Origin of the sequence: Streptomyces johnsoniae, assembly GCF_031845565.1 — a bacterium.
GTDB lineage: Bacteria > Actinomycetota > Actinomycetes > Streptomycetales > Streptomycetaceae > Streptomyces > Streptomyces johnsoniae.
Window position 1 is genome coordinate 1 of the sequence record NZ_JAVREV010000035.1, and the last position, 14,786, is coordinate 14,786.

Here is a 14,786-nt window from a genome sequence, read left to right on the forward strand (position 1 = left end):
GGAGCGGTTTTTGGTGTCGGTGTCGGAGGCGTGGGTGCATGGGGTGGGGGTGGAGTGGGCGCGGGTGTTTGAGGGTGCGCGGCGGGTGGATGTGCCGACGTATCCGTTCCAGCGCCGCCGTTACTGGTTGTCTGCGGGTGGTGGGGTGTCGGGTGCGGGTGGTGGTCTGGATGGCACGGGGCATCCGTTGCTCGGTGCTTGGGTGGGGCTTGCGCAGTCGGATGGCCATCTCTTCACCGGCAGTCTGTCCCTGGCCTCGCATGCCTGGCTGGCCGACCATGCGGTGAACGGTGTGGTGTTGCTGCCGGGGACGGCGATGCTGGAGCTGGCCGTTCATGCGGGGGATCAGGTCGGGTGCGGCACGGTGGAGGAGCTGACGCTCGAAGCGCCGCTGCTGCTACCGGAGTCCGGTGACGTGGCGGTGCAGCTCACCGTGGCCGCCGCGGACGAGACGGGACGCAGGTCCCTGACCCTGCATGCCCGCGCCGACGCGTCCGACGTGTGGACCCGGCACGCGAGCGGCGTGCTGTCCCCGCTGCCCGCCGGCCCCTCCGGTGACGACGCCATGACGACGTGGCCGCCGCCCGGCTCCGTGGCCGTGGACCTGACGGACTTCTACGCGCACGCGGCGGCGGCGGGCTTCGGGTACGGTCCGGCGTTTCAGGGGTTGACGGCCGTCTGGCGCGGTGGTGACGGCGCGTTGTTCGCCGAGGTCACGCTGCCCGAGGAGGCCGCGGCGCACGGCACGGACGACTTCGCGCTGCATCCCGCCCTGCTGGACGCCGGGCTGCAAGCGCTGCGGGTCGGTGGCGTGCTGGAGGGCGAGGGCAGGCTGCCGTTCGCCTGGCGCGGCGTGACCCTGCACGCGGCCGGGGCGTCGGCGCTCCGCCTGCGGCTGTCGGCCCGGGGGGCCGATGAAGTCGCCCTCGACGTCCACGACGACCGCGGCCTGCCGGTGGCCACGATCGGCTCGCTGGTCGCCCGTCCCTTCGTGGGCGCGGACGTGCAGGAAGCCGCCGGTGCGGCGCGCGGCGCGCGTGACCACCTGTTCCGGGTGGCCTGGGCGGCACTGCCCGCCGCGGGTGCGCCGGACGCCGCGGCACAGGAGGCGGTGTTCGCCGACCTCGGCGGTGGCGCCCCGGCCGACGTGCCGGGCGCCGTGCGTGCCGCCGTCGCGGATGCGGCGGAGCGGGTACGCGCGTGGCTGGCGGACGACGCCCACGCGGACCGGCGGCTCGTTCTCGTGACCCGCGGGGCCGTCGCCGTGCAGCAGGGCGAGCCGGTCACCGATCTGGCGGGCGCGGCGGCCTGGGGCCTGCTGAGATCCGCACAGGCCGAACACCCCGGCCGCTTCACGCTGTTGGACACGGACGACGACCCGGCCTCGGAGGCGGCCGCGGTCGCCGCGGTGGCGGGCGGCGAACCACAGCTGGCGCTGCGCTCCGGCGTCGCCTACGCGCCCAGGCTCGACCGCCAGGAGCCGCCGCTGGCCCCGCCGCGCGACGCGGCCGGGGCCTGGCGGCTGCGCCTGGGCGACGTGGCGGCCGGCGGCACCGTGCAGAACGTGCGGCTCGGTGCCGCCGCGGAGGCCGCCGAGCCGCTGGGCCCCGGTCAGGTGCGGGTCTCCGTACGCGCTGCCGGGGTCAACTTCCGCGATGTCGTCCTGGCGCTGGGCATGGTGTCCGGCCGGGATGGCGGTGACGGCCGTGACGAGCTGGGCGGTGAGGGCGCGGGCATCGTGCTCGACGTCGCGGACGACGTGACGGCGTTCCGCCCCGGGGACCGCGTGATGGGCCTGCTGCCCGGTTCGTTCGGGCCGCTGGCTGTGGCCGATCACCGGATGCTCGTGCACATGCCGCAGGGCTGGTCGTTCGTGCAGGCCGCGACCGTGCCGATCGCCTTCCTCACCGCGGCCTACGGGCTGCGCGACCTCGCCGGGCTGCGCGCGGGCGAGTCGGTGCTCGTGCACGCGGCGGCCGGCGGCGTCGGCATGGCCGCCGTGCAGCTCGCCCGGCACTGGGGCGCCGAGGTCTTCGGCACCGCGAGCACCGGGAAGTGGCGCCACCTGCGCGCGCTCGGCCTCGACGAACGCCACATCGCGTCCTCCCGCACCCTGGACTTCGCCGACGCGTTCCGGGACGCCACCGGCGGGCGGGGCGTCGATGTCGTGCTCAACTCGCTCGCGGGCGACTTCGTCGATGCCGGGCAGCAACTGCTCGCGCCCGGCGGCCGGTTCGTCGAGATGGGCAAGACCGACATCAGGGAAGGCGCCGCGCGGGAGGACACCGCCTACCGGGCCTTCGACCTCATCGAGGCCGGGCCCGACCGGGTGCGGGAACTGCTGCGTGACTGCGCCGACCTGGCCGCCGCGGGCGTGCTCGCCCCGCTGCCCGCGACCACCTGGGACGTGCGGCGGGCGCCCGAGGCGCTGCGCCACCTCCAGCAGGCGCGGCACGTGGGGAAGATCGTGCTCACGGTGCCCGCCCCGCCCGCACCCGGGCGCGCCCTCGACCCGGACGGCACGGTGCTGATCACCGGCGGCACCGGCACGCTCGGCCGCCGCGTGGCGCGCCACCTCGTGGAACGGCACGGCGCCCGCCATCTGCTGCTGCTCAGCCGCAGCGGCCCGAACGCGGAGGGCGCCGCGGAAGTCGCCGCGGAGCTGGCCGAGTCGGGCGCCACGGTCACCGTCGTCGCCGGTGATGCGGCGGACCGCGGCGCGCTGGCCGCGCTGCTCGCCGCCGTTCCGGCCGCGCATCCGCTGACGGCCGTCGTGCACGCGGCGGGTGTCCTGGACGACGGTGTGGTGGAGTCCCTGACCGCCGAGCAGGTGGTGCGGGTCCTGGCGCCGAAGGCGGACGCGGCGTGGCACCTGCATGAGCTGACGCGAGATCAGGAGCTGGCGGCGTTCGTGCTGTTCTCCTCCGCGGCCGGTCTCCTCGGGGGCCGTGGCCAGGGCAACTATGCGGCGGCGAACGCGTTTCTCGACGCGCTTGCGCTGCACCGCAGGGCGCAGGGGCTGCCCGCGGTGTCGCTGGCGTGGGGTCTGTGGGCCGAACGCAGCGGCATGACCGGCGGCCTCGGCGCGGAGGACCTGGCCCGCATGCGGCAGGCCGGGATCGAGGAACTGTCCACCGCGGAAGGGCTCGCGCTGCTCGACGCGGGGCTCGGCTCGGCGGAGACGGCCCTCGCGCCGATCCGGCTGCGCACGGCCGCGCTGCGCGCCCGTTCCGCCGTCGACGAGGCACCGCCGCTGCTGCGTGGCCTGGTGCGCGCGCCCAGGCGGCGGGTGGCGCGCGCGGCGAACGACGCCTCCCCGGGCCGTTACGCCTCGGCCTCGGTGGCAGAACTGCTCGAACTCGTCCGTACCCAGTCCTCGGCGGTGCTCGGCCACGGCGCCGCGGAAGACGTGGCGGCGGACCGGGCGTTCAAGGAGCTGGGCTTCGACTCACTGACGGCCGTCGAGCTGCGGAACCGCCTGAACGCCGCGACCGGCCTGCGCCTGCCGTCCACCGCCGTCTTCGACTACCCCACGCCGCAGGCGCTCGCCGCGCAGCTGCGCGACCTGCTCGGCCCCGCCCCGGGCGGGGCCGGCCAGGCGGCCGCGGTGGCGCCGGTGGCCGGGGCGGATGATCCGGTGGTGATCGTGGGGATGGCGTGCCGGTATCCGGGTGGGGTGGATTCGCCGGAGGATTTGTGGCGGTTGGTGGCCGGGGGCGAAGACGCGGTCGGCGCGTTCCCCGGTGATCGCGGTTGGGATCTTGAGGCTTTGTACGACCCTGATCCGGAGCGGGTGGGGACGTCGTATGCGCGGGAGGGTGGTTTTCTGCGCGGTGCGGCGGAGTTCGACGCGGGATTCTTCGGCATCAGCCCGCGTGAAGCCCTCGCCATGGACCCGCAGCAGCGGTTGCTGCTGGAGACGTCGTGGGAGACGTTCGAACGGGCGGGCATCGACCCGTCGTCGATGCGCGGCAAGGACGTCGGCGTCTTCGCCGGCCTGATCCACGGCGGGTACGGCAGCGGCTCGGCCGCCGCCCGCGACCTGGAGGGCTACCTCGGCAACGGCAGCGCGGGCAGCGTCGCCTCCGGGCGCGTCGCCTACACGCTCGGCCTCGAAGGCCCGGCCCTCACGATCGACACGGCTTGTTCCTCCTCGCTCGTCGCGCTGCACCTGGCCGCGCAGTCGCTGCGCGGCGGCGAGTGCGCCATGGCGCTCGCGGGCGGTGTCACCGTCATGGCGACCCCGGGCGCGTTCGTGGAGTTCAGCCGCCAGCGCGGGCTCGCGCCGGACGGCCGGTGCAAGCCGTTCGCCGAAGGGGCGGACGGCACCGGCTGGGCGGAAGGTGTCGGCATGCTGCTGCTTGAGCGTCTTTCGGACGCGCGGCGCAACAGGCACCAGGTGCTTGCCGTCGTCCGCGGCACCGCGGTGAACCAGGACGGGGCGAGCAATGGGCTGACCGCGCCGAACGGTCCCGCGCAGCAGCGGGTGATCCGCGCGGCGCTGGCCAACGCGGGTCTGTCCGCGGCCGAGGTGGACGCGGTGGAGGCGCACGGTACGGGCACGACGCTGGGTGATCCGATCGAGGCGCAGGCGGTCATCGCCACCTACGGTCAGGACCGGTCCGCTGAACGGCCGGTGTGGCTCGGCTCGTTGAAGTCGAATATCGGGCACAGCCAGGCGGCGGCCGGGGTCGGTGGCGTCATCAAGATGGTGCAGGCCATGCGGCACGGTGTGCTGCCCAGAACGCTCCACATCGACCGGCCGTCCTCCCACGTCGACTGGGAGGCGGGGCACGTGCGTCTCCTCACCGAGGAGACCGCCTGGCCGGAGACCGGGCGCGCGCGGCGGGCCGCCGTCTCCTCGTTCGGTGTGAGCGGCACCAACGCCCACGCCGTTCTCGAACTCCCCGCCGACGCGCCCGACGCACCCGACGCGCCCGACCACGGCGGCGACGCGCGGCCTCCGCTCCCGGTGCCCGTGCTGCTCGCGGCGCACACCGCGGACGCGCTGCCCGCCCAGGCCGCGCGGCTCGCCGGCCACCTCGCCGCCCACCCGGACCTGCGCCCGGACGATCTGGCGCACGCCCTCGCCGTCGGCCGGGCGGCCCTCGGCCACCGCGCCGCCGTGACCGTGCCGGACGGCGCGGACCGCACGCCGCTGCTCGCCGCACTGGACGCGCTGGCCGCCGGTGCCGACGCGCCGCACGTCGTGCGGGGCGCACCGGACGGCGGCAAGCTGGCGTTCCTGTTCACGGGGCAGGGCAGTCAGCGGCCCGGCATGGGCCTGGCCGCCGCCGCGCGGTTCCCCGAGTTCGGCGCCGCGTTCGACGCCGTCTGCGCGGAGTTGGACCGCCACCTGGAACGGCCGCTGCGGCAGGTCATCGACGAGGACCCCGCCGCGCTCGACACCACCGCGTATGCGCAGCCCGCGCTGTTCGCGGTGCAGATCGCGCTGTTCCGGCTGCTTGAGTCCTGGCAGGTGCGGCCCGACCACCTGCTGGGGCACTCCATCGGCGAACTCGCCGCCGCGCACGCCGCGGACGTCGTGTCCCTCGCCGACGCTAGCCTGCTCGTCGCCGCCCGCGGCCGGCTGATGCAGGCCCAGCGCGCCGACGGCGCGATGCTCGCGGTCCAGGCGGGCGCCGACGAGGCCGCGGCCTTCCTCGCCACGCGCGCGGAACGACTCGCCCTGGCCGCCGTCAACGGGCCGCTGGCCGTCGTGCTGGCCGGTGACGCCGACGCCGTCGACGAGGCCGCCGCCCACTGGTCGGCGGCGGGCCGCAAGACGAAGCGGCTGCGGACCTCCCACGCCTTCCACTCCCCGCACATGGACGGCATGCTCACCGAGTTCGCCGCCGTGGCCGAACGTGTCGCCTTCCACCCGCCGCGCATCCCCGTCGTCTCCGACGTGACCGGCACGGTCATCGACGGCGACGAACTGGGCAGCCCCGACTACTGGGTGCGGCACGCCCGGCAGGCCGTGCGGTTCGCCGACGGCATCACGCACCTGTACGCGCAGGGCACGCGCACCTTCCTCGAACTCGGCCCCGACGCCGTGCTGTCCGCCATGGGTGAGGACTGCCTGCCCGAGGCCCGCGACACCGCGTTCGTGCCCGCCCTGCGCGGCGGGCACGACGAGGCCGTGACGCTCACCGCCGCGTTCGGCACCCTGCACGTGCGCGGCCACGCGCCCGACCGCGCCGCCTACTTCACGGACCGCGGCGCGAACGCCCGCACGGCCGACGCCCGCACGTCCGACGACCGTGCCGCGGCGCGGACGGACGCGCACGTGCGGGCCGTTCCCCTGCCCACCTACGCCTTCCAGCACCGCACCTACTGGCTCGCCCCCGGCGCGCCCGGCGCCGCCGCGGACGCGCACCCGCTGCTGCCCGACGCCGTCGCGTTCGCCGACGGCGACGGGCTGCTCCTCAGCGGGCGGCTGTCCACGGCCGACCAGCCGTGGCTCGGCGATCACACCATCCTCGGCACGCTCCTGGTGCCCGGCACCGCCCTGGTGGAGATGGCCTGGCACGCCGGGGACCTGGCGGGCTGCGCCACCATCGAGGAACTGACCCTCGAAGCGCCGCTCCTCCTGCCGTCCGGCGGCGCCGCGGCACTGGTGCAGGTCCGTGTCGGCGTTCCCGACGAGACCGGCCGCCGCCCGCTGACCCTCCACTCCCGCCCCGCCGCGGACACCGAAGCCCCGTGGACGCGGCACGCCACCGGCGTGCTCACCGCAGCCGGCGACGCCGCGGCCCCGCAGCCGGAGGCCGCGGCCTGGCCGCCGCCGGGCGCCGTTCCGATCGGAACGGACGACTTCTACGAGCGGTTCGCCGCCCGCGGGTTCGACCTTGGCCCGGCGTTCCGAGGACTGCGTGCCGCCTGGCGCGACGGTGACGACGTGCTGGCCGAGGTGTCCCTGCCCGAGGAGCACCTCGGCGACGCCGCCCGCTACGGCATTCACCCGGCGCTGCTCGACGCCGCCCTGCACGCGGGTGGCCTCGACACCCTCGACGAGTCCACCGGCCGGCTGCCGTTCGCCTGGCACGGCGTCACCCGCCACGCGGCGGGCACCGCCGCGCTGCGCGTCCGCCTGCGCGCCACCGGCTCGGACGGCGTCTCGGTGACCCTGACGGACCCCGAAGGGCTGCCCGTCGCCCGCGTGGGCAGGCTCGTCACCCGCCGCATCGGCGCGGACCAACTCGCGCCGCGCCGGGGAGCCTTGCACCGCGTCGCCTGGCGGGCGCTGCCCGCGGCAGGACCGGGCGGCCCCGCCGGTCCTGCCGGTTCGGGCGCCGAGGACCCGCAGGCCCGCTGGGCCACCCTCGGGGAGGAACGCCTCGCCGGCCTGGCGGGAACGGCCCACCACGCCGATCTCATGGCCCTCGAAAAGGCCGTCGCCGACGGCGCGCCCGTGCCGGACGCCGTCCTCGTGCCCTGCGGACCCGACCCCGCGCTGCCTCTGCCGGACGCCGCGCACGACGCCGCGCACCGGGCGCTCGCCCATGTGCAGGCGTGGGCGGCCGGCCCGTTCGATGCCGCACGCCTCGTCCTGGTCACCCGCGGCGCCACCGCCACCGCCACGGACACGGACACGGACGCCGGCGACCCGGCCGCGGCAACCGTCTGGGGCCTGGTCGCCTCCGCCCAGACCGAACACCCCGGCCGGTTCGTCCTCCTGGACGCCGAGGCGGACCTGCCCCTGGACCCGCGGCTCCTCGCCGCGGCACTCGCCTCGGACGAGCCGAGGCTCGCGCTCCGCGCGGGCACCGTGCACGTGCCGCGCCTCGTCCCCGCCGACGCGGCACCCCCCGCCGCCGCGGAGGAGCCGCCCGCGCCACGGCCCTGGGACCCCGACGGCACCGTCCTGGTCACCGGCGCGACCGGCGCCCTGGGGCAGGCGCTCGCCCGCCACCTCGCCACCGAACACGGCGTGCACCGCCTGCTGCTGGTCAGCCGTTCCGGCGGCGACGCCCCCGGCGCCGCGGAGCTGACCGCGGAACTCACCGGTCTTGGCGCCACCGTCGACCTGCGTGCCTGCGACGTCGCCGACCGCGACGCGCTCGCCGCACTGCTCGCCGACGAACGCCACCACCCGCTGACCGCCGTCGTCCACCTCGCGGGCGTCCTGGACGACGGAGTCGTCGACGGCCTCACCCCGGCCCGGCTCGACGGCGTCCTCGGGCCGAAGGCCGATGCCGCCTGGCATCTGCACGACCTCACCCGGGACATGAACCTGTCGGCGTTCATCCTGTTCTCGTCCGCCGCGGGCGTCATCGGCGGCGCCGGGCAGGGCAACTACGCGGCGGCGAACGCGTTCCTCGACGCCCTGGCCCGCCACCGGCACGCCGCCGGGCTGCCCGCGCAGTCCCTCGCCTGGGGCGCGTGGGAGACCGGCATGGCGGGCGGCCTCGGCCGCGCCGACCGGGACCGGCTCGCCAGGTCGGGCGCCGTTCCGCTGACCGCCGCGCAGGGCATGGCGCTGTTCGACGCGGCCGGCGCCACCTCCGAACCCCATCTCGTGCCGCTGCGCCTGGATGCCATCGCCCTGCGCGCGGCCGAGTCCGTGCCGCCGCTGCTGAGCGAACTCGTGCCCGCCCGCCCCCGGCGCGCCACCGCTGCCACCGCCGCCACCGCCGCTCCAGGCTCGGACGCCGAGGCCGCGGCGCTGCGGCGGCGCCTGACCGGGCGCACCCCGGACGAGCGGCACGACGTGCTGCTCGACCTGATCCGCGGCAAGGCGGCGCTCGCCCTCGGCCATGCGGGCCCCGACGCGGTGGACCCGGCCCGCGGGTTCACGCAGGCCGGGTTCGACTCCCTCGCCGCGGTCGACCTGCGTAACCGGCTGAACGAGGTCACCGGCCTGCGGCTGGCCTCCACCTCCCTGTTCGACCACCCCACGCCGGAGGCGCTGGCCCGCCACATGGCCGCCGAACTCGCCTCGCTCCTCGACGCGGCGGCCACGCCCGCGGCGCCGGCCCGCCCGGCGCCGACGCCCGCCGCCGGTCTCGACGCCCTGGAAGCCGCCCTGGGCGCCCTGCCCGTCGAGGCAGTCGGCGACGAGGAACGCCTCGCCGTCGCCGACCGGCTCGAACGGCTGCTCGCGAGGTGGCGGCCCACCGGCGGTGCCGCCGGAGCGGCCACCGACGAGGCCATCGCCGACGCCACGGACGACGAGCTGTTCACCCTCATCAACAAGGACCTCGGCCTGTCCTGACCATTCCCGCCCGCACCCGCCCGGCTCCCGCCCGAAGAGGACCGATGTCGAACGAAGAGAAGCTCCGCGACTACCTGAAGCTGGTCACGACCGACCTGCGCCGTACCCGCGAGCGGCTGCACGACGTCCAGGCGGCGGACCGGGAGCCCATCGCCCTCGTCGGCATGGGGTGCCGCTACCCCGGCGGAGTACGCACGCCCGAGGACCTGTGGCGGCTGGTGTCGGAAGGCCGCGACGAGATCACGGACTTCCCCGCCGACCGCGGCTGGGACATCGACGCCCTCTACGACCCCGATCCCGACACGCCCGGCACCTCCTACACCCGCAGGGGCGGATTCCTCAGCGACGTCGGCGACTTCGACGCCGAGTTCTTCGGCATCAGCTCGCGCGAGGCGTTGGCCATGGACCCGCAGCAGCGGCTGTTGCTGGAGACCTCCTGGGAGGCCATGGAACGCGCCGGGATTCGTCCAGAGTCGCTGCGCGGCGACGCGGTCGGCGTCTTCGCCGGAGTCGCCTACAGCGACTACGCCACCGACCTCGCGCACACCCCCGCCGAACTGGAGGGTTACCTCGGCAGCGGCCGTTCCGGCAGTGTCGCCACCGGTCGCATCGCCTACACCTTCGGCTTCGAGGGCCCCGCCGTGACGGTCGACACGGCCTGCTCCTCGTCCCTCGTCGCCATCCACCTGGCCTGCCAGGCGCTCCGCAAGCGCGAATGTTCTATGGCGCTGGCCGGTGGCGCCACCGTGATGGCCACCCCCGGCATGTTCGTGGAGTTCAGCCGTCAGCGCGGGCTCGCCCCCGACGGCCGGTGCAAGGCGTTCGGGGCGGGCGCGGACGGCACCGGCTGGGCCGAGGGCGTCGGCGTGCTGTTGCTTGAGCGGTTGTCGGATGCGCGGCGGAACGGTCATCGGGTGCTGGCGGTGGTGCGAGGGTCGGCCGTCAACCAGGACGGCGCGAGCAGCGGGCTCACCGTCCCCAACGGGCCCTCCCAGCAGCGCGTCATCCGCGCCGCACTGGACAACGCCGGTCTGGTCCCCGGAGACGTGGACGCCGTCGAGGCACACGGCACCGGCACCACACTCGGCGACCCCATCGAGGCCCAGGCGCTCATCGCCACCTACGGTCAGGAACGCGAGACCGAACGGCCGCTGTGGCTCGGCTCGTTGAAGTCCAACATCGGCCACACGCAGGCCGCCTCCGGGGTCGCGGGCGTCATCAAGATGGTCGAGGCCATGCGCCGCGGCACGCTGCCGCCCACCCTGCACGCGAACGAGCCGACCAGCCACGTCGACTGGGACGCGGGCGCCGTGCGCCTCCTCAGCGACGAGACGGCGTGGCCCGAGACCGCCCGCCCGCGCCGCGCCGCCGTGTCGTCGTTCGGCGTCAGCGGCACGAACGCCCACGTCGTGCTCGAACAGGCCCCGCTGGACGACGGCTCCGACGCCGACGCCGACACCGATACCGACGACACGAGGGAAGCGGCGACGGAGCCCCCGGTCACCGCCCCACTCGTCCTGTCCGCCAGGACCGAGCCCGCCCTGCTTGCCCAGACGGAACGCGTCCGCGGCATCATCGGCGCCGGCGCACCGGACCCGGCCGCCCTCAGGAACCTCGGCTTCTCCCTGGCCACCGGACGCTCCGCCTTCGACGAACGCGCGGTGCTGATCGGCCAGGACGAAATCCGCGGACGCGTGGTGAGCGGCGCCCGCCGCCCCGTCTTCGTTTTTCCTGGTCAGGGGTCGCAGTGGGTGGGGATGGGTGTGGAGTTGTGGGGGGAGTCGGAGGTGTTTCGTTCGCGGTTGTTGGAGTGTTCTGAGGTGTTGGAGCCGTTGGTGGGGTGGTCGTTGGTTGAGGTGTTGTTGGGTGGGGGTGAGGGGTGGCTGGAGCGGGTGGATGTGGTGCAGCCGGTGTTGTGGGGGGTGATGGTGGCGTTGGCGGGGTTGTGGGAGTCGTTGGGTGTGGTGCCTGCTGCGGTGGTGGGTCATAGTCAGGGGGAGATTGCGGCGGCGGTGGTGGCGGGTGGTTTGTCGTTGGCGGATGGTGCGCGGGTGGTGGCGTTGCGGTCTCGGGTGATTGGGGAGCGGCTTGCGGGTGGTGGGGGGATGGTGTCTTTGCAGTTGCCGGTGGGTGAGGTTGAGGGGTTGATTGGGCGGTTTGGGGGTCGGGTGTCGGTGGCGGCGGTGAATGGTCCGGCGTCGACGGTGGTGTCGGGGGAGGTTGCGGCTCTGGATGAGTTGGTGGGGTTGGGTGGGCGGTGGGTTCCGGTGGATTATGCGTCGCATTCGGCTCAGGTGGATGCGATCCGTGATCGGATTCTGGAGGATCTTTCTGGGTTGGTGCCGGGGTCGGGTCGGGTGCCGTTTTATTCGTCGGTGACGGGTGGGTTGTTTGATACGGCGGGGTTGGATGCGGAGTACTGGTTTATGAATTTGCGGGAGCGGGTGCGGTTTGATGAGGTGGTGCGGGGATTGGGGGATGCGGTGTTTATTGAGTGCAGTGGGCATCCGGTGTTGGTGCCGGGGTTTGAGGATGGGGTGGCTGTTGGTTCTTTGCGGCGTGGTGAGGGTGGGTTGGAGCGGTTTTTGGTGTCGGTGTCGGAGGCGTGGGTGCATGGGGTGGGGGTGGAGTGGGCGCGGGTGTTTGAGGGTGCGCGGCGGGTGGATGTGCCGACGTATCCGTTCCAGCGCCGCCGTTACTGGTTGTCGTCGGGGGGTGGGGTGTCGGGTGCGGGTGGTGGTCTGGATGGCACGGGGCATCCGTTGCTCGGTGCTTGGGTGGGGCTTGCGCAGTCGGATGGCTATCTCTTCACCGGGCGACTGTCCCGCACCGCCCAGCCCTGGCTGGCCGACCATGCGGTCAATGACGTCGTTCTCCTCCCCGGCACCGGCCTTCTTGAACTGGCGCTGCGCGCCGCCCACGAGGCGGGCTGCGAGACCGTGGAGGAGCTGACGCTCGAAGCGCCGCTCGTCCTCCCCGACCGCGGCGATCTGCACCTGCAAGTCGAACTCGGCCCGGCCGACGCACACGGCCGGCGCGAACTGACCCTGCACGCGCGCCACCCCGACGACGGCGGCACCGGCGACTGGACGCGCCACGCGACCGGCCTCGTCGGACCCGCGCATACCGAGGCCGTCCCGGGCGACGACGATCTGGTGGAGTGGCCGCCCGCCGACGGTGAAGCCCTCCCGGTGGACGGCCTCTACGACCGCGCCGCGGCCCTGGGGCTCCGCTACGGCCCGCTGTTCCGTGGCGTGCGCGCCGCGTGGCGCGTGGGCGAGCACGTATACGCCGAACTGGAACTTGCCGAGGAGCTTCGCGGGGAAGCCGACGCCTACGGCATCCACCCCGTGCTGCTCGACGCGGCGCTGCATGCCGTCGGCCTCGGCCCCGTCACCTCCGCCGACCAGGCGCGGTTGCCGTTCGCCTGGCACGGCGTCACCCTTCACGCGGCCGGTGCCTCGGCCCTGCGCGTGCGGATCTCCTACCGCGGCGGCGACTCCGTCGGCCTCGCTGTGGCGGATGCGGCGGGCGCGCCGGTCGCCACCGTCGAGGCGCTGCTGACCCGTCCGGTGAACGCGGAGCAGCTGCGCGCCGCGGGCCGGACCGGACACGACGCGCTGCACGAGGTCGTGTGGCGGCCACTGCCGCCGGTGGACGCGGCGGGCCCGGCTGAGGCCGTAGACGTTCTGCGGCTTGTTGGTGGGGATGGGCTTGGGTCGGTGTATGAGGTGGTGGGGCGTGCGTTGGGTTGGGTGCGTGGGGTGTTGGCGGGTGGGGGCAGTGGTGTGGTGGTGACGTGTGGTGCGGTGGGTGTGGGTGGGGGCGATGTGGTGTGTGATCCGGGTGGTGCTGGGGTGTGGGGGTTGGTGCGGTCGGTTCAGGTGGAGCATCCGGGGCGGTTGGTGTTGCTGGATGTGGGTGCGGGTGGGGATTTGGGTGTGGGGGATGGGGTGGTGGCTGCGGCGGTTGCGTCGGGTGAGCCTCAGCTTGCGTTCCGCGATGGCCAGTTCTTCGTGCCCCGGCTGGAACGCGTCACGGACGTCGGCGGTAGCGACGGCGCGCCCGTGCTCGATCCGGATGGTGCGGTGGTGATCACGGGTGGGACGGGGATGTTGGGTATGGCGGTGGCGCGGCATGTGGTGGGGGTGCATGGGGTGCGGCAGGTGGTGTTGGTGTCGCGTAGTGGTGAGGGTGCGGCGGGTGTGGGGGAGTTGGTGGCGGAGTTGGCGGATGTGGGTGCGGAGGTGCGGGTGGTGGCGGGTGATGTGGCTGATCGTGGTGTGGTGGAGGAGGTGTTCGCCGGGCTCGACCGCCCGTTGAGCGCGGTGCTTCACCTGGCCGGCGTGCTCGATGACGGGTTGTTCGAGGCGCTGACGCCCGAACGGCTCGACCGTGTGTTGCGGTCGAAGGTGGATGGTGCGTGGCATGTGCATGAGGTGTTGGGTGGGTTGGGGTGGCGGGTGCCGTTGGTGTTGTTTTCTTCTGCGGCTGGGGTGTTGGGGTCGGGTGGGCAGGGGGCGTATGCGGCGGCGAATGCGGTGTTGGATGGTTTGGCGCAGGTGCGGGGTGGGGCGGGGTTGCCGGGTGTGTCGTTGGCGTGGGGGTTGTGGGAGCAGCGCAGTGCGATGACGGGTGGTCTTGGCGAGGCCGACCTCGCCCGCATGGCCCGCGGCGGCATCAAGCCCCTGCCCACCCAGCAGGGGCTGGCCCTGCTCAGTGCCGCACTCGGCAGCGACCGCGCCTGCCTGGTGCCGGTGGCGCTCTCCCGCGCAGGGCTCCAGGAGCGTGCCGCTGCTGGTGACCTGCCGCCGCTGCTCCGCGGCCTGGTCCGCGTCGCCGTCCCGCGAAGCGCCGCCGCTCCCGCGGACGGCCTCGCGCAGCGGCTCGCCGCCCTGCCCGAGGCGGAACGTTCACGGGCCGTCCTCGACCTCGTGCGCACCCACGTCGGGCAGGTGCTCAAGCACTCCGCGCCCCAGTCGATCGCCGCGAGCCGCGCGTTCAAGGACCTCGGCTTCGATTCGCTGACGGCCGTCGAACTGCGCAACCGCCTCAACACGGCCACCGGCCTGCGCCTGCCGACCACCCTGGTCTTCGACCACCCCACCCCGGAGGCGCTGGCCGCGTTCATCGCGGAACGGCTCCCCGGTGCCCGGCAGGGCACCGGCCCCCGCCCGGGGGCCGCGCCGCGCCGCCGTTCCGCCGCCGCGGCCGACGAACCGATCGCCATTGTGGCGATGGCGTGCCGGTACCCGGGCGGCGTGCAGTCCCCCGAGGACCTGTGGCGGCTCGTGGCCGAAGGCGGGGACGCCATATCCGGCTTCCCGGCCGACCGCGGCTGGGACATCGACGCCCTCTACGACCCCGACCCCGACCGCGCGGGCCGTTCCTACGTGTCCCAGGGCGGGTTCCTGCACGACGCCGCGGACTTCGACCCCGGCGTGTTCGGGATTTCGCCGCGTGAGGCGTTGGCGATGGACCCGCAGCAGCGGTTGTTGCTGGAGACGTCGTGGGAGGTGTTCGAGCGGGCGGGGCTCGATCCGCTCGGGATGCGCGGCAAGGACGTCGG

At 74.5% G+C, this 14,786-nt stretch carries 2 protein-coding genes; both read left to right on the forward strand.

Going from position 1 to position 14,786, the window contains the following annotated elements; translation table 11 throughout:
- Nucleotides 1–145: 145 nt before the first annotated feature.
- Nucleotides 146–9,217, forward strand: a complete 9,072-nt coding sequence (locus RM779_RS32940; RefSeq protein ID WP_311621479.1) for an SDR family NAD(P)-dependent oxidoreductase — start codon at nucleotides 146–148, stop codon at nucleotides 9,215–9,217.
- 44 nt (nucleotides 9,218–9,261) lie between these two features.
- Nucleotides 9,262–14,786, forward strand: a 5,525-nt coding sequence (locus RM779_RS32945) for a type I polyketide synthase (protein ID WP_311621478.1), incomplete at its 3' end; no start/stop codon positions are given.